The following is an 18,304-nucleotide window of genomic DNA, read 5'->3' as shown; positions in this document are numbered from 1 at the left end:
GCGCGCTCCCGCCACCCCCCGCTCGTCAGCCGCGCCTGCGCCGGGCCAGGACCAGGGCGCCGCCGCCCGCCAGGACCAGGGCGGCGGCGCTCGCGGCGATGTACGGGGTCGCCGAGCTGCCGCCGGTCTCGGCCAGGTCGGCCTCGGCGCGGGCGCCCTGGGGCCGGACGTCGGCGGCGGGTTCGGCCTCCGGCCCGGCGGCGGGCTCCTCGCCCTTCGCCGGGGGCTGTGCCTCGTCGGGCTCCGGAGCGGCCGGGGACTCGCAGGTCGCCTCGGCCAGGGTCAGGGTGCCGTCGACCTCGGCGACGTTCAGGTCGAGGGGGTTGACGGACACGTTGAGTTCGAGCGCGGTGGCGGCGGCCGTCCGCGAGGTGGTCTGCGTCTTGGAGAGGTCGAGCCGCACCTCGCCGACGCCGGGCACCTTCACCTCCGTCGGCCCGCCGGTGGTCAGCGTGACCTTCTTCCCGAGGACGGTCACCGCGCCCAGCAGGTCGGCGTCGGCGACCGGTGCCTTCCCGGCCTCGCAGGTCGCCGTGGAGGTGACTTTCTCGAGCTCGATCAGGGACAGCAGGGGCAGGCCGGGCACGTGCACCTCGGCGTGGGCCAGTTCGGTGCGGCCCTCGCTCTTCGCCGCGGTCGCCGTCGCCTTCGTCCGCGCCACGTCGGCGCGCAGGACGCTGAAGGGCCTGCCGCCGTCGACGCCGTCGAGGCGGGCGGTCAGCGCGGTCTTCTCGGCGCTCTCGGGTGCCCGCACCTCGTTGAGGGTGACGGTGAGCGGGACGTTCACGGTCTTGTCGAGCAGGGACACGTCGAGCCCGGTGCGCAGGACGGTGGCGCTCGCGCGGCCGTGGTCACCGGTCGCGTGAGCGGTGCCCGCGCCGGCCAGCGCCGCGGGACCGGCGGCGAGGGCCGTGGCCGCCGCGACGGTGGCGAGGCGGCGTGCGGGCATGCGGAAGGCGTTGCCGTTCAAGGTGGTGGGACCCCCAGTGGGACATGCGTGCGGGACACGCATGAGCGACATGCTCGGGACCCGGAAAGGATGTCCCCGCGCGCGCCGAACCGTCAGCAGTAATGGGGCACTTCACCCCTTCGTGGGGTTTCCGACCGTCTTTTCGAATACCCTGGCGCGGGCGTTCCCCGGCGTCACTCCGGCCGGCTAACCGACGACGCGCCCGTTCAGCACCACCCGGCGCGGAGCGCCGAGCACGCGCACGTCCGCGCGCGGATCCTCGTCGAACACCACCAGGTCGGCCGGCGCGCCCTCGTCCAGGCCGGGACGCCCCAGCCAGCGCCGGGCGGCCCAGGTCGTCGCGGCCAGCGCCTCGACGGGCGGGATGCCGGCGGTGACCAGCTCCCCGACCTCCGCCGCCGCCAGACCGTGCGCCAGCGAGCCGCCCGCGTCGGTGCCGACGAAGACCGGGATCCCGGCGTCGTAGGCGCTCCGTACGGTGTCGTAGCGGCGTTCGTGGAGCCGGCGCATGTGGGCCGACCAGCGGGGGAACCTGGACTCGCCGCCGTCGGCGAGGGCGGGGAAGGTGGCGATGTTGACCAGGGTCGGCACGATGGCGACGCCCCGCTCGGCGAAGAGCGGGATGGTGTCGTCGGTCAGGCCCGTGGCGTGCTCGACGCAGTCGATGCCGGCCTCCACGAGGTCGCGCAGAGAGTCCTCGGCGAAGCAGTGCGCGGTGACGCGGGTGCCGAGGCGGTGGGCTTCCGCGATGGCCGCCTCCACCGCGCCGCGCGGCCAGCAGGCGGACAGGTCGCCGAGGTCGCGGTCGATCCAGTCGCCGACCAGTTTCACCCAGCCGTCGCCGCGCCGGGCTTCCTGGGCGACGTAGGCGACGAGGTCGTCGGGCTCGACCTCCCAGGCGTAGTTGCGGATGTAGCGGCGGGTGCGGGCGATGTGCCGGCCGGCCCGGATGATCTTCGGGAGGTCCTCGCGGTCGTCGATCCAGCGGGTGTCGGAGGGCGAGCCCGCGTCGCGGATGAGGAGGGTGCCGGCCTCGCGGTCGGTCAGCGCCTGCTTCTCGGCGACGTCCTCGGGGACGGCCCCGTGCTGGTCGAGCCCGACGTGACAGTGCGCGTCGACCAGGCCGGGCACGGCCCAGCCGCGGACGGTGCGGACGTCGGCGGCGCCGGCGGGACGGTCGTACGAGACCCTGCCGTCGATCACCCACAACTCGTCGCGGACCTCTTCCGGCCCGACGAGCACCCGTCCCTTCACGTGCAGCACCGTGCGATCGCTCATGCCCCGCACCTTAGACCGGGCCCCGGGGCCGTTCGAAGGCCCGGTCACCGGTCACCGTCGCGCGCTGCCGCGCGGGCGCGCCGCTCGGTGGCGTATCCGGCCGAGACGGCGCTCGCGACGGCGGTCAGGGCGAGGACGGCGACGCCGGGGTTGACGTAGCCGGGCACGTCGGCGGAGTCGTAGGCCTCGCCGTCGGCGGTCTCGCAGCTGAAGCGCAGGGGCAGGTAGGAGACGGAGTAGTCGATGACGCGCCCGGACAGCTCCGGGGGCACGCCGGTACGGCACGGCCGCAGCGGCGAGGAGTCCGTGCCGCCGTCCTCCGCCTCCATGGCCGCGAACCCCACGCACACCAGGCCCCACAGGTACAGCAGGGCGGCGGCCCAGCCCGCTGCGCCGGCGACGACGCGGAAGGGCGCGCCCGGCTTGCGCGGCGCGGGAACGAGGGCCTCCGGTGCCGTGCGCGCACGGGGGTACGTGCCGGTGCCCCGGCCGAGGAGGACGGCCGTCACGACCGCGACGAGGACGAGCAGCAGGAGGATCACGAGCCCGAGTCCATCAGCCGGCGACCGCCATGACTGTGGCGGAAGCCACAATTCCGGGCGTGGGGGTGTCGCAACGGAAGCCTGCCGGCGCGAGTGGCGCCCTGGGCCATGGTTACTCTCGACTCCGTACGCGCCGTACACCTGACCGTTACTGAAGAGAGCACCGCCGTGACCCACCCCTTCCTGGACCTCGCCCCGCTGAGCGCCGGCCGTTTCGCCGCGATCGAGGACCGGGTCGCGCGCCTGCTCGGCACCCGACAGGACGTCGTGGTCATGCAGGGCGAGGCGCTGCTGCCGCTGGAGGGCGCGATCCGCGCCGCCGCCGGGCCGGGCACCGTCGCGCTGAACGTGATCACGGGGCCGTACGGGCAGACGTTCGGGAACTGGCTGCGGGACTGCGGCGCGACCGTGCACGACCTCGCCGTGCCGTTCCACACGGCGGTGACCGCCGAGCAGATCCGCGGGGCCCTCGCCGAGCACCCGGAGATCGACTTCGTGTCCCTGGTGCACGCGGAGGCGGCGACCGGGAACACCAACCCGGTCGCGGAGATCGGCGAGGCGGTACGGGCGCACGGAGCGCTGCTCTACCTGGACGCCGTGGCCTCCGTGGGCGCCGAGCCGGTGCTGCCGGACGCGTGGGGCGTGGACCTGTGCGTCATCGGCGCGCAGAAGGCGATGGGCGGTCCGGCCGGGGTGTCGGCGGTGTCCGTGAGCGAGCGGGCGTGGACGCGGATGGCGGCGAACCCGAACGCCCCGCGGCGCTCGTACCTGTCCCTGCTGGACTGGAAGGAGCGCTGGATCGACGGCGGTCGCAAGGCGCTGCTGCACGCGCCGGCGCAGTTGGAGATGCTCGCACTGGAGGCGTGCGTGGAGCGCATCGAGGCGGAGGGCCCGCGGACGGTGATGGCGCGGCACGCCTCGGCCGCGGCGGCCACCCGGGCCGGCGCGCTCGCGCTGGGCGGCGGTCTGGAGCCGTACGTGCGCGAGGCGCGGGACGCGGCGCCGGTCGCGACGACGCTGCGGGTTCCGTCGGACGTGGACGCGTCGGAGATGGTGGCCCGCGCCCTGGTGTCCGACCCGGGGCTGCCGCTGGCGGCGGGCGGGGGTGCGCTGGCCGGGGAGATGATCCGGATCAACCACTACGGGCCGGACGCGACGCGCGGGGCGGTGCAGGGCTCCCTGGCGGCACTGGGTGCCGCGCTGGCCGAGAAGGGACTGAAGGCCGATCCGGAGGCCGCTCGGCGGGCCGTCGAGGACGCCTGGGACCGCCCGGTCGGCTCCGGCCTTTCGGAAGCGGTAACGGAAGCCTGAATTCAGGGCAATTCCCGAAGCTCACGATAAACGGAATTAAGAAATTACGCTCAGCGCAGCTTCCCGTATTCTTCTGCCCGCTTTCCCGGGACCTAAACACAGAGATTCCGTGGCGCTCAAGCCTCGCATTTCGGGCACGTCTCGCGCGAGTTACGCGATTGTGACCCGATACACATGCTGTCCGGTTTGCGCCCTTCGTGCGGCAGAAATCGGGACATAGCGTCGCTCTCTCGCGCGTCGGCACGCGCCCGCGTGATAACACAGCATGCGCCCATCCGTAACCCCGTTCGGCGATGCAATTTTGAATTTCGCTGGGTAAATTCAATCTGCATGACTGCCGCGCAAGCAGACCTGCAAATCGACCGTCCGAGAGTGGCCGACGGGGCCGCCCTGTGGCGGATAGCGAGGGATTCGAAGGTCCTCGACCTGAACTCGTCCTACAGCTATCTGCTCTGGTGCCGGGACTTCGCCGCCACGTCGGCCGTCGCCCGCGACGAGCGCGGTGAGCCGGTCGGCTTCGTCACCGGGTACGTGCGGCCGGACCGGCCGGACACCCTGCTCGTGTGGCAGGTCGCGGTGGACGAGGCGTACCGCGGACGCCGACTCGCCGCGGCCCTGCTCGACGGACTGGCCGCCCGCACCGTCGCGGAGCGCGGACTGACCACCCTGGAAACCACGATCTCCCCGGACAACACCGCTTCCCAGCGGCTGTTCACCTCGTTCGCCGAGCGCCACGGCGCCCGGCTGGAGCGTGAGGTGCTGTTCGACACCGTCCTGTTCCCCGACGGGCCGCACGAACCCGAGGTCCTGTACCGCATCGGCCCCCTGCCGGCCACCGCCCGCTGACCGACCGGTTCGCCGGACAGCCCGGCACCCCGTGCCAGTCCGGCCCCTCAGACTTCCCGGCCGGGACCGCACCGGTCCCCCGGATCCGTACGACCTTCCTCTCCCACCCTCACCCAACGAGGAGCGATTCGTCGTGACCATCACCCAGCCCGACCTCAGCGTCTTCGAGACCGTCGAGTCCGAGGTACGCAGCTACTGCCGCGGCTGGCCCACCGTCTTCGACCGTGCGGTCGGCAGCCGTATGTACGACGAGGACGGCCACGAGTACCTCGACTTCTTCGCCGGAGCCGGCTCGCTCAACTACGGGCACAACAACGCCGTCCTGAAACGCGCGCTGATCGACTACCTGGAGCGGGACGGCGTCACGCACGGGCTCGACATGTCGACCACCGCCAAGCGCCGTTTCCTGGAGGCGTTCCAGAACGTCATCCTGCGCAAGCGTGACCTGCCGTACAAGGTCATGTTCCCGGGCCCGACGGGCACCAACGCCGTGGAGTCCGCGCTGAAGCTGGCGCGGAAGGTGAAGGGGCGCGAGTCGATCGTGTCGTTCACCAACGCCTTCCACGGCATGTCGCTGGGCTCGCTCGCCGTGACCGGCAACGCCTTCAAGCGGGCCGGCGCCGGCATCCCGCTGGTGCACGGCACGCCGATGCCGTTCGACAACTACTTCGACGGCACCGTCGAGGACTTCCTCTGGTTCGAGCGGCTGCTCGAGGACCAGGGCTCGGGCCTCAACAAGCCGGCCGCCGTGATCGTCGAGACGGTGCAGGGCGAGGGCGGGATCAACGTCGCCCGCCCCGAGTGGCTGCGCGCCCTGGCCGCCCTGTGCGAGCGCCAGGACATGCTGCTCATCGTCGACGACATCCAGATGGGCTGCGGCCGTACCGGCGCCTTCTTCTCCTTCGAGGAGGCGGGCATCACGCCGGACATCGTCACCGTCTCCAAGTCGATCAGCGGCTACGGCCTGCCGATGGCACTGACCCTGTTCAAGCCGGAGCTGGACGTCTGGGAGCCGGGCGAGCACAACGGCACCTTCCGCGGCAACAACCCGGCCTTCGTCACGGCGACCGCCACGCTGGAGGCGTACTGGGCGGACGGGTCGGCGATGGAGAAGCAGACCCGCACCCGCGGTGAGCAGGTCGAGCAGCACATGATCGCCATCACCGAGGAGAACCTCGCCGACGTCAAGGAGTACCGCGGCCGCGGCCTGGTCTGGGGCCTGGAGTTCCACGACAAGGAGCGTGCGGGTCGGGTAGCCAAGCGCGCCTTCGAGCTCGGGCTGCTCATCGAGACGTCCGGACCCGAGAGCGAGGTCGTCAAGCTGCTGCCGGCACTGACCATCACGCCCGACGAGCTGGACGAGGGCATGAAGACCCTCGCCCGGGCCGTGCGCGAGACCGCCTGACCGTCCGACGGCCCTGACCGTCCGGCACCACCACCAGTGCTTCCGGCGCCTTCGGCCCGCGTGTCCGTGGGCCGAAGGCGCCGGAGACCCTTGCACACCCTTCACCTAGGAGGCATCGCACCACCGTGATCGTCCGTTCGTTCAAGGAGATCGAAGGCACCGACCGGCACGTGAAATCGGCGTCCGGCACCTGGGAGAGCAAGCGCATCGTCCTCGCGAAGGAGAAGGTCGGCTTCTCCGTCCACGAGACGATCCTGTACGCGGGTACGGAGACGTCGATGTGGTACGCGAACCACATCGAGGCAGTCGTCTGCACCAAGGGCGACGCCGAGTTGACCGACCGCGAGACGGGGAAGACGTACCACATCACGCCGGGGACCATGTACCTCCTGAACGGCCATGAGCGGCACACGCTCAAGGTCAAGGAGGACTTCCACTGCATCTGTGTGTTCAACCCGCCCGTGACCGGACGGGAGGACCACGACGAGAACGGCGTCTACCCGCTGCTCACCGAGGAGGTGTGAGTCACCGTGACCACCACGACCACGAACGTCACCGACCTCTATCCCACCCGCGGCGCCACCGAGGTGGCGACCCCCCGGCAGGACCCGGTCGTCTGGGGCTCCCCGGACGCGCCCGGTCCCGTCTCGGCCGGTGACCTGCAGGCCCTGGACCGCGACGGCTTCCTCGCCATCGACCAGCTCATCGGGCCGGACGAGGTCGAGGTCTACCGCCGTGAGCTGGAGCGGCTCACCACCGACCCGGCCATCCGCGCGGACGAGCGCTCGATCGTGGAGCCGCAGTCCAAGGAGATCCGGTCGGTCTTCGAGGTGCACAAGATCAGCGAGGTCTTCGCCGAGCTGGTGCGCGACGAGCGCGTGGTCGGGCGGGCCCGGCAGATCCTCGGCTCGGACGTCTACGTCCACCAGTCCCGGATCAACGTCAAGCCGGGCTTCGGGGCCAGCGGCTTCTACTGGCACTCGGACTTCGAGACCTGGCACGCCGAGGACGGCCTGCCCAACATGCGCACGATCTCGGTCTCGATCGCGCTCACCGAGAACTACGACACCAACGGCGGTCTCATGATCATGCCGGGGTCGCACAAGACGTTCCTCGGGTGCGCGGGGGCCACGCCGAAGGACAACTACAAGAAGTCCCTGCAGATGCAGGACGCGGGGACGCCGTCGGACGAGGCGCTGACGAAGATGGCCTCCGAGTACGGCATCAAGCTGTTCACCGGCAAGGCCGGCTCGGCGACCTGGTTCGACTGCAACTGCATGCACGGTTCCGGCGACAACATCACGCCGTTCCCGCGCAGCAACGTGTTCATCGTGTTCAACAGCGTGGAGAACACTGCGGTCGAGCCGTTCGCGGCACCGATCCGGCGGCCGGAGTTCATCGGGGCGCGGGACTTCACGCCGGTGAAGTGACCCGCGTCTGAGACTCGGGCAGGGGCCTTTTCGTGTGGGACGGGAGGCCCCTGCCCGATATTCCCGGCCCCGGTGCCTCAGCCCGCCAGCACGTCCAGCAACCGGTCCACGTCCGCCGCCGTGTTGTACACGTGGAAGGCGGCCCGCAGGTTGCCCGCCCGGTCGGAGACCTGGATCCCGGCCCGGGCCAACTCCTCCTGGCGGTGCCCGAGCCCGGGCACGGACACGATCGCGGAGCCCGGCGCGGGCACCGGCTCGTGGCCCAGGGAGGCGAGCCCCGCGCGGAACCGGTCGGCGAGCGCGGTGTCGTGGGCGTGCACCGCCTCCACGCCCAGTTCCTCGATCAGGGCCAGGGAATGCCGGGCGCCCGTGTAGGAGAACAGGGCGGGGCTCTCGTCGAAGCGCCGCGCGGAGTGCGCGAGTTCCTCGACGGGTCCGTAACAGCTGTCCCAGGGGTGCTCCCCCGACGCCCACCCCGCGAACAGGGGCGTCAGCCCGGCCGACTCACCCAGGTCCTCCGGTACGACGAGGAAGGCGACGCCGCGCGGGCAGAGCACCCACTTGTAGGCGATGGCGGCCACGTAGTCGAAGTCGTCCGCGGCCAGCGGCAGCCACCCGTTCGACTGGGAGGCGTCGATCAGCGTCCGCGCACCGTGGGTCCGGGCGGCGTCCCGCAGCGCCGCGAGGTCGGCGATCCGGCCGTCAGCGGACTGGACCGCGCTGACCGCGACGAGCACGGTCTGAGGCCCCACCGACTCGGCGATCCGCTCCAGCGGCACACTGCGCACCTTCAGGTCGCCCCGCATGTGCAGCGGGTTCACCAGGGAGCTGAAGTCGGCCTCGGCGGTGAGCACTTCGGCGCCCTCGGGCAGCGAGGCGGCGACGAGCCCGCTGTACGTGGCGACCGACGCGCCGGCCGCGACCCGGGTGGCGGGCACTCCCACGATCCGGGCGAAGGCCGACCGGGACGCCTCGACGTCGGCGAACATGTCGGACGGCTGCCCGGCCGCCGCCGAGGCCGCCGCGTCACGCATGGCGACGAGGGTCCGGGCGGGCAGCAGGCCGGTGCTGGCCGTGTTGAGGTACGTGGTCTTCGGGGCGAACTCGGTACGGACGAGGTTCTCGAAGCTCTCCATGGGACCACTGTGCGGCCCCGGGTCCTCCCCGTCCATCGCGTTTCTGCCGCATCTCCAAGGGACGCTTATGCGAGCGCCCGACCTGACGCCTCACCTGCCGGGAACCCCGCACCCGTCCGGGCCGCACGCCTGCGCGCCGCCGTCGTCGATCAGCTTCAGGGGCGTGCGCTCGCCCCACGCCTGGGTCAGCGCCTGCGCGAAGACGTCGGCGGGCTGGGCGCCGGAGACGCCGTACTTCCGGTCGAGCACGAAGAACGGCACACCGCTCGCCCCGAGCTGTGCGGCCTCGCGCTCGTCGGCGCGGACCTCGTCGGCGTAGGCGGTGGGGTCGGCGAGCACGGCGCGGGCGGCGTCCGCGTCGAGACCGGCGGCGACGGCCAGGCCGACCAGGCGCTCGTCGTCGTTGAAGACGGAGCGCTCATCGGCGAAGTTGGCCCGGTACAGCGCGTCCAGCAGCGCCTCCTGCCGGCCCGTGTCCTTGGCGAGGTGCAGCAGCCGGTGCATGTCGAAGGTGCTGCCGTGGTCGCGGCCCCGGGTGCGGTAGTCCAGGCCCTCGGCGGCGGCCTGCGCGCCGAGGTTGTCCTCACCCGCCTGCGCCTGCGCCTCGCTCATGCCGTACTTGGCGGTGAGCATCGTCAGCACGGGCTGTACGTCGTCCTTGGCCCGCCCGGGGTCCAGCTCGAACGACCGGTGGACCACCTCGACGCCGTCCCGGTGGGGGAAGGCCGCGAGCGCCTTCTCGAAGCGGGCCTTGCCCACGTAACACCACGGGCAGGCGATGTCGCTCCAGATCTCGACGCGCATTTCTCGGCTCTTCTCCGGTCGTACGGGTGCGGAGACCTTCTCCGCACCCGTACGTGAACGTTCGAGCAGCGGACCTCATTCCCGCCTCGCCCCGGCTTCCGTCAGCTGCCGTCGCGCAGGTCGGCAGGCCAGGCCGACCGGTACTCCAGCCGGTCGTACGTCGCCGTGCACCCGTCCCCCGTCGGCGCCTGCACGAGGAAGCCGACCAGGGCGGCCCCGGTCTCCTTCTCCTCCCCCAGCGTGAACAGCCGTACGAAGGTCCAGCGCTCGCCGTCGAGGGAGGCGTGGAAGGCGAAGGCCCGCCCGGTACGGCTGACCCGCAGCCACACCGAGTCCCCGTCCACGGTGAAGGAGTTGCAGTCGTCCGAGTGCCCCCGGGTGACCACCGTGCAGACGGTGGCCGCGTCCGGGGAGTACTCCAGACACAGCTTGGCCCAGGCCCGCTCGCCGACGTGGACGTAGAGGACTCCGGCGTCGAAGGCCGCGTTGAACCCGACGGTGACGCGGGCGATCAGCTGGAAGTCTCCGTCGGGCGCCCCCAGCAGCCGGGGCGCGTCCGCAACGGGGCTGAGCGTTTCCCCGGTGGGCGGCACGAAACGGTCCTGCCGGGGCCCGGCGGTTCCGGTGAGGGCGCCGCCCTCGTAGGCCCAATCGCCGTCGGGGCCGTACGGGCGGAGGGGAAAGGGCAGTTCGGGAAGTCTCACGTCCATCGACCGAGTATCTCAGGGTGACCGGAAGCACTCAACGGTGCTGTACCGGTATGCGGCTCGGCCGCGTGGGCGCGACCAGCCGCCTGTCGGTACAGCACCCGCATACGAACCGCCCCCTCGGCGCTACCGCTCGAGCACCCCGTTGAACCGCCGAGGCAACCCCAGCGGATTCCCGTCGCGCAGCTCAGCCGGCAGCAGGGCCTCCGGCACACCCTGATAGGCGACCGGCCGCAGCCACCGCTCGACAGCCGTACCCCCCACCGACGTGGACGTCGACGTGGTAGCCGGGTACGGCCCCCCGTGATGCTGGGCCGCCGCCACGGCGACCCCCGTGGGCCAGCCGTTGACCAGCACCCGCCCCGCGAGCGGCGTCACCTCGGCGAGGAGAGCCGCCCCGGCGCCCTCCCCCGCCGCTTCCTCGGCGGAGAGCTGCACCGTCGCCGTGAGGTTCCCCGGCAGCCGCGACAGCACCGCCCGCACCTCGGCCTCGTCCTCGTAGCGGGCCACGACGGTGACCGGCCCGAAGCACTCCTCCAGCAGCAGGTCGTGCTCGCCCTCCGTGGTCAGCCGCGCGGCCGGCACGGTCAGGAACCCGGCACTGACGGTGTGCTCGCCGCCGGGGCCCGGCGTCACCGGGGACTCCACGTCGGGCAGGGCCGCGCGCTCGGCGACCCCGGCGACGAAGTTGTCCCGCATGCGGTGGTCGAGCAGCACCCCGGCGTCCGTGTCGCTGACCGCGTCGGTGAGGGACTTGACCAGGCCGTCACCGGCGGCGCCCGCAGGCACCAGGACCAGGCCGGGCTTCACGCAGAACTGCCCGACGCCCAGCGTCATCGAGCCGGCCAGCCCGGCGCCGATCGCCTCCGCCCGCTCGGTGGCCGCCGCCTCCGTGACCACGACCGGGTTCAGCGAACCCAGCTCGCCGTGGAAGGGGATCGGGACCGGACGGGCCGCCGCCGCGTCGAACAGCGCGCGCCCGCCCCGGATGGACCCCGTGAAGCCCGCCGCGGCGATCAGCGGGTGCTTGATCAGTTCGATGCCCGCCTCGAAACCGTGCACGAGGCCGACGACCCCCTCGGGGATGTCGTGCCGCACGGCGGCCCGGCGCAGGACCTTGGCGACCAGCTCGGACAGGCCCGGGTGGTCCGGGTGGGCCTTGACCACGACCGGGCAGCCGGCCGCGAGGGCGCTGGCGGTGTCGCCGCCGGGGACGGAGAAGGCGAAGGGGAAGTTGGAGGCCGAGTAGACGGCGACGACGCCGAGCGGCACCTTGTAGCGGCGCAGGTCGGGGATGGGCGGGGTCGCGGTGTCGTCGGGGTGGTTGACGACGACGCCGAGGAACTCCCCCTCGTCGACGATGTCGGCGAAGGCGCGCAGCTGGTAGCAGGTGCGGGCGAGTTCGCCGGCGAGCCGGACCGGGCCGAGCGCGGTCTCCGCGTCGGCCACCTCGACCAGGGTGCTCTCGGCGGCCTTCAGCTCGTCGGCGGCGGTGCGCAGGAAGGCCGCGCGGACGGTGCGGTCGGTCAGCGCGCCCCGGGCGGCGTCCGCGGCGCGTACGGCGGCGTCCACCTCCTGGGCCGTGGCTTCCACCGCGACCTGTTCACGCTGCTTCCCGGTACGGGGGTCGACACTCCAGACTGGTGCTGCTGCCACCGCGGTCCCTCCACGTGCTCTGCATCGGAACGTGCTCGGCATCGAACGTGCTCAGGCTCGTTCGATATACTGAACGCCGTCTCTCATGATGAATATGCTGTTGGAGACTATTTCCCGTCGAACGAAGGGGTCAAGGGCGATGTCGGCTGGCGAGACGGGGGGCGGAGCGCAGGTGAAGTCCGCCGTGCGGACGGTTGAACTGCTCGAGTACTTCGCCGGACGGCCCGGTATGCACTCCCTCGCGTCGGTCCAGGAGGCCGTCGGCTATCCCAAGTCCAGCCTCTACATGCTGCTGCGCACGCTGGTCGAGCTGGGCTGGGTGGAGACCGACGCGACCGGCACGCGGTACGGCATCGGGGTGCGGGCACTGCTGGTCGGTACGTCGTACATCGACGGCGACGAGGTGGTCGCGGCGGCGCGGCCGACGCTGGACCGGCTCTCCGACGACACCACGGAGACCATCCACCTGGCACGCCTGGACGGCACCAACGTCGTGTACCTGGCCACCCGCCAGTCGCAGCACTACCTGCGGCCCTTCACCCGGGTCGGCCGCCGGCTGCCCGCCCACTCGACCTCGCTGGGCAAGGCACTGCTGAGCACGTACAGCGAGGAGCAGGTCCGCAAACTGCTGCCGGAGACGCTGCCCGCGCTGACCGAGCACACCATCACCGACCGGGAGAAGCTCATCGAGGAGCTGCGCCAGGTGCGGGAGCAGGGCTTCGCCGTGGACCGCGAGGAGAACACGCTGGGCCTGCGCTGCTTCGGCGTGGCGGTGCCCTACCGCACCCCCGCGCGGGACGCGATCAGCTGCTCGGTGCCGGTGGCGCGGCTGACGCCCGCGCACGAGCAGATGGTGAAGGACGCGCTGTTCGACGCGCGGGACCGGCTGACGCTGGCCACGCGTAGGCTCTGAGCCATGCACATCGCACTGCGCGAGGTACACGACAGTGATCTGCCCGTCTTCTTCCGGCAGATGAACGACCCGGAGGCCCTGCGCATGGCGGCCTTCATCCCGCCGGACCCCGCCGACTGGGACGCGTTCACGACGCACTGGCAGACGATACGGAAGTCACGCGACGTCGTGCGCACCATCCTCGGCGACGGTGACGTCATAGGCAGCGCGGCGGTGTACGGGGATCCGGGCGAGCGCGAGGTGACGTACTGGGTCGACCGGGCGTACTGGGGCAAGGGCGTGGCCACGGCGGCGCTGCGTGCGCTGCTCGCCGAGGTGACCGACCGCCCGCTGTACGCGCGTGCGGCGGCGGACAACACGGGTTCGCTGCGCGTCCTGGAGAAGTGCGGGTTCGAGAGGAGCGCCCATGCCCGGGGGTTCGCCCGGGCCCGGGGCGAGGTGATCGAGGAGGTCGTGCTCCACCTCGCGGGCTGACCCCCTCCGCCGCCCGGCGGAGACGGATCGTCGGTGCGCAGGACGCCTCCGAGGGTGTCCGCGCGGCAGCGTGGAGGCATGACACGGACGCTCGCCCCCGCTCCGGCCGCCTCACCGGTCGGCGCCACCCGAACCCGCAGGCTGCTGCGCGCGGTCGCCGTCCTCGCCTGCCTGCCGTACCTCGGCCTCAAGGTCGCCTGGATCGCCGGGAGTCGGGCCGGGATCCCGGAGGGCAGCGCCCTGCTGGACCACCGTGCCACCATGATCGCGGCCAACGGGGTCACCCTGCTGCTGGACAGCTGTGTGATCGTGCTGGCCCTGATCCTGACCCGGCCGTGGGGCCTGCGCGTGCCCGCCTGGGCGCTGGTGTCCCCGGTGTGGGTCGCCGGGGGGCTGCTCGCGCCGATCATGGCGGGGTTCCCGCTGCAGCTCCTGACGCGGGCGCTCGGCGGCGACACCGCCACCGAGTCCGGCCCGGGGCGTGAACCCTTCCTCGACCCGTGGGTGTTCGGGGTCGTGTACACCGGGTTCATCGTTCAGGGCCTGGCCCTCGGGGCGCTCTTCGCGCTCTACGCCCGTGACCGCTGGGGGCACCTGTGGCGCGGGCGGGTGTGGGAGCTGCCGGTCGGCGTCGTCGCGAGGCCGTACCGGGGCGTCGCCCTCGCCGGGGCGGTTCTCGCCGCGTTCCCGCTCGCCGTCCGGCTGTACTGGGCGGGCGGCGGCACCGCCGGGCTGAAGGCCGCCGACCGCACCGCCGACCTACAGGTGCTGGAGGGCATGCACGCCGGCTTCCTCGTGACGGCCGTCACCGGCACCCTGCTGCTCGCCTTCCACCGCGCCCGCGTCCTGCCGGTCACCGTGCCCCTCGCCTCCGCCTGGGTCTGCTCCGGCGCGGTCGCCTGCTGGGGCGGCTGGATGCTGCTCGCCGCGCTGATGCCGTCCGACGATCCCGCCGACCGCCCGACACAGCTGCTGACGGTCACCTACGCTGGGCAGATGACCGCCGGTCTCCTTCTCGCCTCAGTCGGCGCCCACTTCCTCGCCCGGCGGTCGTCGGCCACGGCCCGTACCCGGCCGTGACCGCCGCCGCGCGGTCCCTGTTCGGCCGGCGGGCGCGCCTGCGGTGGATCCATCTGATCCTCGGCGGCGCGCTCGCCATGCCGTACGTCCTCGTCGGCTCGGTCGTCGTCGGCCCGATCACCGGCGTGGACAACCTCTTCGGGTCCCTCACGCTGCAACTCGCCGCATTCGCCGTCGGGTTGCCCCTGGCCGCCGTCAGCTCGCTGTTCCCGCTCACCCGCCCGCTTGAGTCCGGTGTCGTGCGGTCGCTGTGCGGTGTCGATGCCGACCTGCTGGCGTACGGGCCGGCCCGGACGAAGGGCGAGAAGGGGCGCACGGCGGCCTGGTTCACGCTGCACCTGGGCGTCGGCGGGATCGTGGCGGGGATGTCACTCGCGGTGCCGCCCTTCGCGGCGGCGCTGATCGTGCTGCCCTTCGTGCCGGCGCTGCGCGACGACGGGGCGGGGCTGCCCGGCGTCCTCGACCACGCCTGGGCGCTCGCGCTGGCGCCGGTCGCGGGTGGGGCGATGCTGGTCGCGCTCGCCGGGTGCGCCGCCGGGTGCGGAGCGCTGCTGGCGCGCTGGGCGCCCGCCCTGCTCGGGCCGTCGGCCGAGGACCGGGTGGCGGCGGCCGAGGCGCGCGCCGCCGACCTCGCCGTCCGCAACCGGCTCGCGCGCGAACTGCACGACTCCGTGGGCCACGCCCTGAGCGCGGTCACCCTCCAGGCGAGCGCGGCCCGCCGGCTCCTGGATTCCGACCCGGGGTTCGTCCGCGAGGCCCTCGCCGCGATCGAGGACACCACGCGGCGCACGGTGGGCGAACTCGACGCCGTCCTGGGAGTCCTGCGCGACGGGGACGCGCCCGGCACCGCCCCCGCCCCCACGCTCGCCGCCGACCTCGACGGCCTGCTGGACCGCACCCGCGCGGGCGGACTGCGCGTGTCGGTCACCGTCACCGCCGACCCGCGGGCGCTGCCTCCGCCGGTGTCCCGGGAGGCGTACCGCATCGTGCAGGAAGGGCTGAGCAACGCGCTGCGGCACGCGGGCGGACAGGTCACCGTGACGCTGCGCGTCGACGTACGGGACGGCCATCTGCGGATCACCGTCGAGAACCCGGTCGGGGAGGCGGGCGAGGCCGCCCGCTCCGGCGCCGCCCCGCGCCCCGGCGGCGGCCACGGCCTGCGCGGCGTCGCCGACCGGGCGCGGCTGCTGGGCGGCACGGCGGAGGCGGGTCCCGTCGGGCGGACGTGGCGGCTGCACGTGCGGCTGCCGCTCGCAAGGACCGCGTGACCCACCGCCGGAGACCGGGGCCGGGCCCGTGGCACCACACCACCGCCGGAGGCGGAGGGCGCCCCCGTGGCCACCGGCAGCAGGCCGGGACGTCCCCGTGACCACCGCAGGAAGCCGGGGGCACCCCAGGTGGCCGACCACCGCAGGGGAAGCCGGGGTCCCCATGACTGCCCACCGCAGAAGGCCGCGGACAACCCCCATGTCCACCACCCGAGTTTCGGGGAGAGCCCCCGAATGCAAAGGAGACCGCGTGACCCGCCCGCCGATCCGGATCGTCCTCGCCGACGACGAGCGCATGGTGCGCACCGCCCTGCGCGCCATCCTCTCCGCCGAGCCGGACCTGGAGGTCGCGGGCGAGGCCGCCACCGGTGCCGAGGCCGTCTCCGTCGTACGGGAGACCCTGCCGGACGTGGTACTGATGGACGTCCGCATGCCCGGGACCGACGGCATCCGTGCCACCGAGCAGATCCTCGCCACGCTCGCCGAACCGCCCCGCGTCGTGGTCGTCACCACCTTCGAGAACGACTCCTACGTCTACGACGCCCTGCGCGCCGGGGCCGCCGGTTTCCTGCTCAAGCGCGCCGACGCCGACACGCTGGTCCAGGCCGTACGGCTGGTCGCGCACAGCGACACGCTGCTGTTCCCGTCGGCGGTACGCGAGCTGGCGGCCGAGCACGCGCGCGCGAACCCCGCCCCGCCGCCCTGGGCGGCGCGGCTGACCGGCCGCGAGGGCGAGGTGCTGCGCCTGATGGCGACCGGGCTGACCAACGCGGAGATCGCCCGGCACTTGCGGGTGGGGCCGGCCACGGTGAAGACCCATGTGGCGTCGGTGCTGGCGAAGACCGGCAGCCGCGACCGGACACAGGCGGTCATCCGCGCCTACGAGGCCGGCTTCATGAACGGAGGATGAGAAAACGGGCGCGGGGGAACGATTCGCTCCGGCCCGTTCGTCCTGCAAGCGGGATGAACAAGACGATCAGGCGCGCATCGGTCTTCACGCTCCTACTGGTGTTCGCTCTGCTGGTCAGGGCGACCTGGGTGCAGTTCTACGAAGGCCAGGCGCTCGCGGACGACAAGAACAACCGGCGCAACGCGATCGAGACGTACGCGGAGCCGCTGGGCAACATCATCGTGGCCGGCCGGTCGGTCACCGGCTCGGCGCCCACGGAAGGGGGTGACCTGGCGTACAAGCGGACGTACGAGAACGGCAAACTGTACGCGGCGGTGACGGGCTACGCCTCGCAGGCGTACGCGCCGACGCAGCTGGAGGGCATCTACCAGGACGTCCTCAACGGCACCGACCCGCGGCTGAAGACGGTGATGGACACGGTCACCGGCACGCGGGCCGAGCCGGGCAACGTGGTCACGACGATCGACCCGGACGTGCAGAAGGCCGGGTTCGAGGCGCTGGGCGAGACCAAGGGCGCCGCCGTCGCGATCGACCCGGGGACCGGCGAGATCCTGGCGGTCGTGGCGACCCCGTCGTACGACCCGACGTCGCTGACCGACGCCAACACCGCCGGTGAGGCCTGGGAAAGGCTCACCGACGACCCGGACAAGCCGCTGACCAACCGCGCGCTGCGCCAGCCGCTGCCGCCGGGCTCGACGTTCAAGCTGGTCGTGGCGGCCGCCGCGCTGGAGGACGGGCTGTACGGGTCGGTGGACGAGAAGACCGACAGCCCGGACCCGTACACGCTGCCGGGCACCGTGACCGACCTGACCAACGAGAACCCGAACGCCCCCTGCGAGAACGCCACGATCCGCACCGCGCTGCAGTACTCGTGCAACAACGTCTTCGCGAAGATGGCCGTCGACCTCGGCCAGGACAAGCTGCGGGCGATGGCCGAGGAGTTCGGGTTCAACAACGAGACGCAGGACGTGCCGGTGCGGGCGTACACCAGCGTGTACCCGAAGGACATGAACGAGTCGTCGACGGCCCTGACGGGCATCGGCCAGTTCGACGTGACGGCGACCCCGCTCCAGATGGCCATGGTGTCGGCGGCACTGGCCAACGGCGGTGAGCTGGTCTCGCCGCACATGGTGTCGCAGCTCACGGACAGCGGCGGCGACGTCCTGGAGGACCACACCGACCCCGACTCGAAGCGGATACTCTCCTCCACCACGGCCGAGCAGCTCCAGTCGGCGATGCGGACCGTCGTCGAGGACGGCACCGGGTCGAACGCGCAGATCCCCGGCGCGACCGTGGGCGGCAAGACGGGCACGGCCCAGCACGGCGAGAACAACAGCAAGACCCCGTACGCCTGGTTCACCTCGTACGCCGAGTCCGACTCGTCGGACCGGGAGGTCGCGGTGGCCGTCATCATCGAGCAGTCCGACGCGGCCCGCTCCGAGGTCAGCGGCAACGGCCTGGCGGCTCCGGTCGCCAAGGCGATGATGGAGGCGGCGCTCAAGGGCTAGTCCCAAGGCCGTGAAGTTATGGCTCGGGTGGGGTTGTCCAGGGAGTCGTAAGGTGCGGTTTCGCCG

18 protein-coding genes are annotated in these 18,304 nt (G+C 72.4%); 11 read left to right on the top strand and 7 right to left on the bottom strand.

Annotated elements, in window-relative coordinates:
- Positions 1-25: 25 nt before the first annotated feature.
- The 3 genes from IE142_RS29285 to IE142_RS29275 all read right to left on the bottom strand — a co-directional run bounded on the left by IE142_RS29285 (position 26) and on the right by IE142_RS29275 (position 2,790).
- Positions 26-970: an SCO1860 family LAETG-anchored protein gene (locus IE142_RS29285; RefSeq protein ID WP_191888535.1), complete on the bottom strand. Its 945-nt coding sequence runs from the start codon at positions 968-970 to the stop codon at positions 26-28.
- Between the two features lie 186 nt (positions 971-1,156).
- A complete protein-coding gene (locus tag IE142_RS29280) occupies positions 1,157-2,248 on the bottom strand; it encodes an amidohydrolase family protein (RefSeq protein WP_191888534.1) in 1,092 nt (363 codons plus the stop codon).
- A 44-nt stretch (positions 2,249-2,292) separates the two neighbouring features.
- Positions 2,293-2,790, bottom strand: a complete 498-nt coding sequence (locus IE142_RS29275) for a hypothetical protein (protein WP_191888533.1) — start codon at positions 2,788-2,790, stop codon at positions 2,293-2,295.
- A gap of 168 nt (positions 2,791-2,958) precedes the next feature.
- Here IE142_RS29275 and IE142_RS29270 point away from each other — a divergent pair, with 168 nt between their 5' ends.
- The 5 genes from IE142_RS29270 to thpD all read left to right on the top strand — a co-directional run bounded on the left by IE142_RS29270 (position 2,959) and on the right by thpD (position 7,782).
- Entirely contained in the window at positions 2,959-4,101 is a 1,143-nt protein-coding gene (locus tag IE142_RS29270; protein WP_191888585.1) for an aminotransferase class V-fold PLP-dependent enzyme, read from the top strand.
- A 330-nt stretch (positions 4,102-4,431) separates the two neighbouring features.
- A complete protein-coding gene (ectA, locus tag IE142_RS29265; RefSeq protein WP_043374441.1) occupies positions 4,432-4,947 on the top strand; it encodes a diaminobutyrate acetyltransferase in 516 nt (171 codons plus the stop codon).
- 133 nt (positions 4,948-5,080) lie between these two features.
- Positions 5,081-6,352 carry a diaminobutyrate--2-oxoglutarate transaminase gene (gene ectB / locus IE142_RS29260; protein ID WP_191888532.1) on the top strand — a complete coding sequence of 424 codons (1,272 nt, stop codon included), beginning with the start codon at positions 5,081-5,083 and terminating at the stop codon, positions 6,350-6,352.
- Positions 6,353-6,477: 125 nt separating this feature from the next.
- A complete protein-coding gene (locus tag IE142_RS29255) occupies positions 6,478-6,876 on the top strand; it encodes an ectoine synthase (RefSeq protein WP_043374438.1) in 399 nt (132 codons plus the stop codon).
- Positions 6,877-6,882: 6 nt separating this feature from the next.
- On the top strand, positions 6,883-7,782 hold the full coding sequence (thpD, locus tag IE142_RS29250) for an ectoine hydroxylase (protein ID WP_043374437.1): 900 nt from the start codon (positions 6,883-6,885) through the stop codon (positions 7,780-7,782).
- A 77-nt stretch (positions 7,783-7,859) separates the two neighbouring features.
- On the opposite strand, the gene IE142_RS29245 is transcribed toward thpD, so the two are convergent.
- From IE142_RS29245 to IE142_RS29230, 4 genes are all read right to left on the bottom strand, one after another.
- The gene (locus IE142_RS29245; RefSeq protein WP_191888531.1) at positions 7,860-8,954 is read right to left on the bottom strand and encodes an aminotransferase class V-fold PLP-dependent enzyme; all 1,095 of its coding nucleotides are present in this window, start codon (positions 8,952-8,954) and stop codon (positions 7,860-7,862) included.
- A 54-nt stretch (positions 8,955-9,008) separates the two neighbouring features.
- The gene (locus IE142_RS29240; protein WP_191888530.1) at positions 9,009-9,722 is read right to left on the bottom strand and encodes a DsbA family oxidoreductase; all 714 of its coding nucleotides are present in this window, start codon (positions 9,720-9,722) and stop codon (positions 9,009-9,011) included.
- 101 nt (positions 9,723-9,823) lie between these two features.
- Complete coding sequence (locus IE142_RS29235) at positions 9,824-10,432, bottom strand: DUF1349 domain-containing protein (RefSeq protein WP_191888529.1); 609 nt, start codon at positions 10,430-10,432, stop codon at positions 9,824-9,826.
- Between the two features lie 123 nt (positions 10,433-10,555).
- Positions 10,556-12,085 carry an aldehyde dehydrogenase (NADP(+)) gene (locus IE142_RS29230; RefSeq protein WP_191888528.1) on the bottom strand — a complete coding sequence of 510 codons (1,530 nt, stop codon included), beginning with the start codon at positions 12,083-12,085 and terminating at the stop codon, positions 10,556-10,558.
- Positions 12,086-12,224: 139 nt separating this feature from the next.
- Here IE142_RS29230 and IE142_RS29225 point away from each other — a divergent pair, with 139 nt between their 5' ends.
- The 6 genes from IE142_RS29225 to IE142_RS29200 all read left to right on the top strand — a co-directional run bounded on the left by IE142_RS29225 (position 12,225) and on the right by IE142_RS29200 (position 18,238).
- Positions 12,225-12,998, top strand: a complete 774-nt coding sequence (locus tag IE142_RS29225) for an IclR family transcriptional regulator (RefSeq protein ID WP_043374425.1) — start codon at positions 12,225-12,227, stop codon at positions 12,996-12,998.
- A 3-nt stretch (positions 12,999-13,001) separates the two neighbouring features.
- A complete protein-coding gene (locus IE142_RS29220) occupies positions 13,002-13,472 on the top strand; it encodes a GNAT family N-acetyltransferase (protein WP_191888527.1) in 471 nt (156 codons plus the stop codon).
- Between the two features lie 78 nt (positions 13,473-13,550).
- Entirely contained in the window at positions 13,551-14,552 is a 1,002-nt protein-coding gene (locus IE142_RS29215; protein WP_191888526.1) for a hypothetical protein, read from the top strand.
- Positions 14,549-15,820 carry a sensor histidine kinase gene (locus tag IE142_RS29210; RefSeq protein WP_191888525.1) on the top strand — a complete coding sequence of 424 codons (1,272 nt, stop codon included), beginning with the start codon at positions 14,549-14,551 and terminating at the stop codon, positions 15,818-15,820. The genes IE142_RS29215 and IE142_RS29210 overlap by 4 nt, the downstream gene beginning before the upstream one ends.
- Before the next feature lie 250 nt (positions 15,821-16,070).
- The gene (locus tag IE142_RS29205) at positions 16,071-16,730 is read left to right on the top strand and encodes a response regulator transcription factor (protein WP_191888524.1); all 660 of its coding nucleotides are present in this window, start codon (positions 16,071-16,073) and stop codon (positions 16,728-16,730) included.
- A 53-nt stretch (positions 16,731-16,783) separates the two neighbouring features.
- The gene (locus IE142_RS29200) at positions 16,784-18,238 is read left to right on the top strand and encodes a peptidoglycan D,D-transpeptidase FtsI family protein (RefSeq protein WP_191888523.1); all 1,455 of its coding nucleotides are present in this window, start codon (positions 16,784-16,786) and stop codon (positions 18,236-18,238) included.
- The last annotated feature ends 66 nt before the right edge of the window (positions 18,239-18,304 follow it).

The organism is Streptomyces mutabilis (genome assembly GCF_014649815.1).
GTDB classification, from domain to species: Bacteria; Actinomycetota; Actinomycetes; order Streptomycetales; family Streptomycetaceae; genus Streptomyces; species Streptomyces mutabilis.
This window is presented reverse-complemented; position numbering and strand designations above follow the sequence as displayed.

Coding starts and splice junctions, on each gene's coding strand:
- IE142_RS29215 (WP_191888526.1), top strand. CDS start 13,551: ATGACACGGACGCTCGCCCCCGCTCCGGCCGCCTCACCGGTCGGCGCC.
- IE142_RS29280 (WP_191888534.1), bottom strand. CDS start 2,248: ATGAGCGATCGCACGGTGCTGCACGTGAAGGGACGGGTGCTCGTCGGG.
- IE142_RS29200 (WP_191888523.1), top strand. CDS start 16,784: ATGAACAAGACGATCAGGCGCGCATCGGTCTTCACGCTCCTACTGGTG.
- IE142_RS29240 (WP_191888530.1), bottom strand. CDS start 9,722: ATGCGCGTCGAGATCTGGAGCGACATCGCCTGCCCGTGGTGTTACGTG.
- IE142_RS29245 (WP_191888531.1), bottom strand. CDS start 8,954: ATGGACGGGGAGGACCCGGGGCCGCACAGTGGTCCCATGGAGAGCTTC.
- ectA (WP_043374441.1), top strand. CDS start 4,432: ATGACTGCCGCGCAAGCAGACCTGCAAATCGACCGTCCGAGAGTGGCC.
- IE142_RS29220 (WP_191888527.1), top strand. CDS start 13,002: ATGCACATCGCACTGCGCGAGGTACACGACAGTGATCTGCCCGTCTTC.
- IE142_RS29225 (WP_043374425.1), top strand. CDS start 12,225: ATGTCGGCTGGCGAGACGGGGGGCGGAGCGCAGGTGAAGTCCGCCGTG.
- IE142_RS29235 (WP_191888529.1), bottom strand. CDS start 10,432: ATGGACGTGAGACTTCCCGAACTGCCCTTTCCCCTCCGCCCGTACGGC.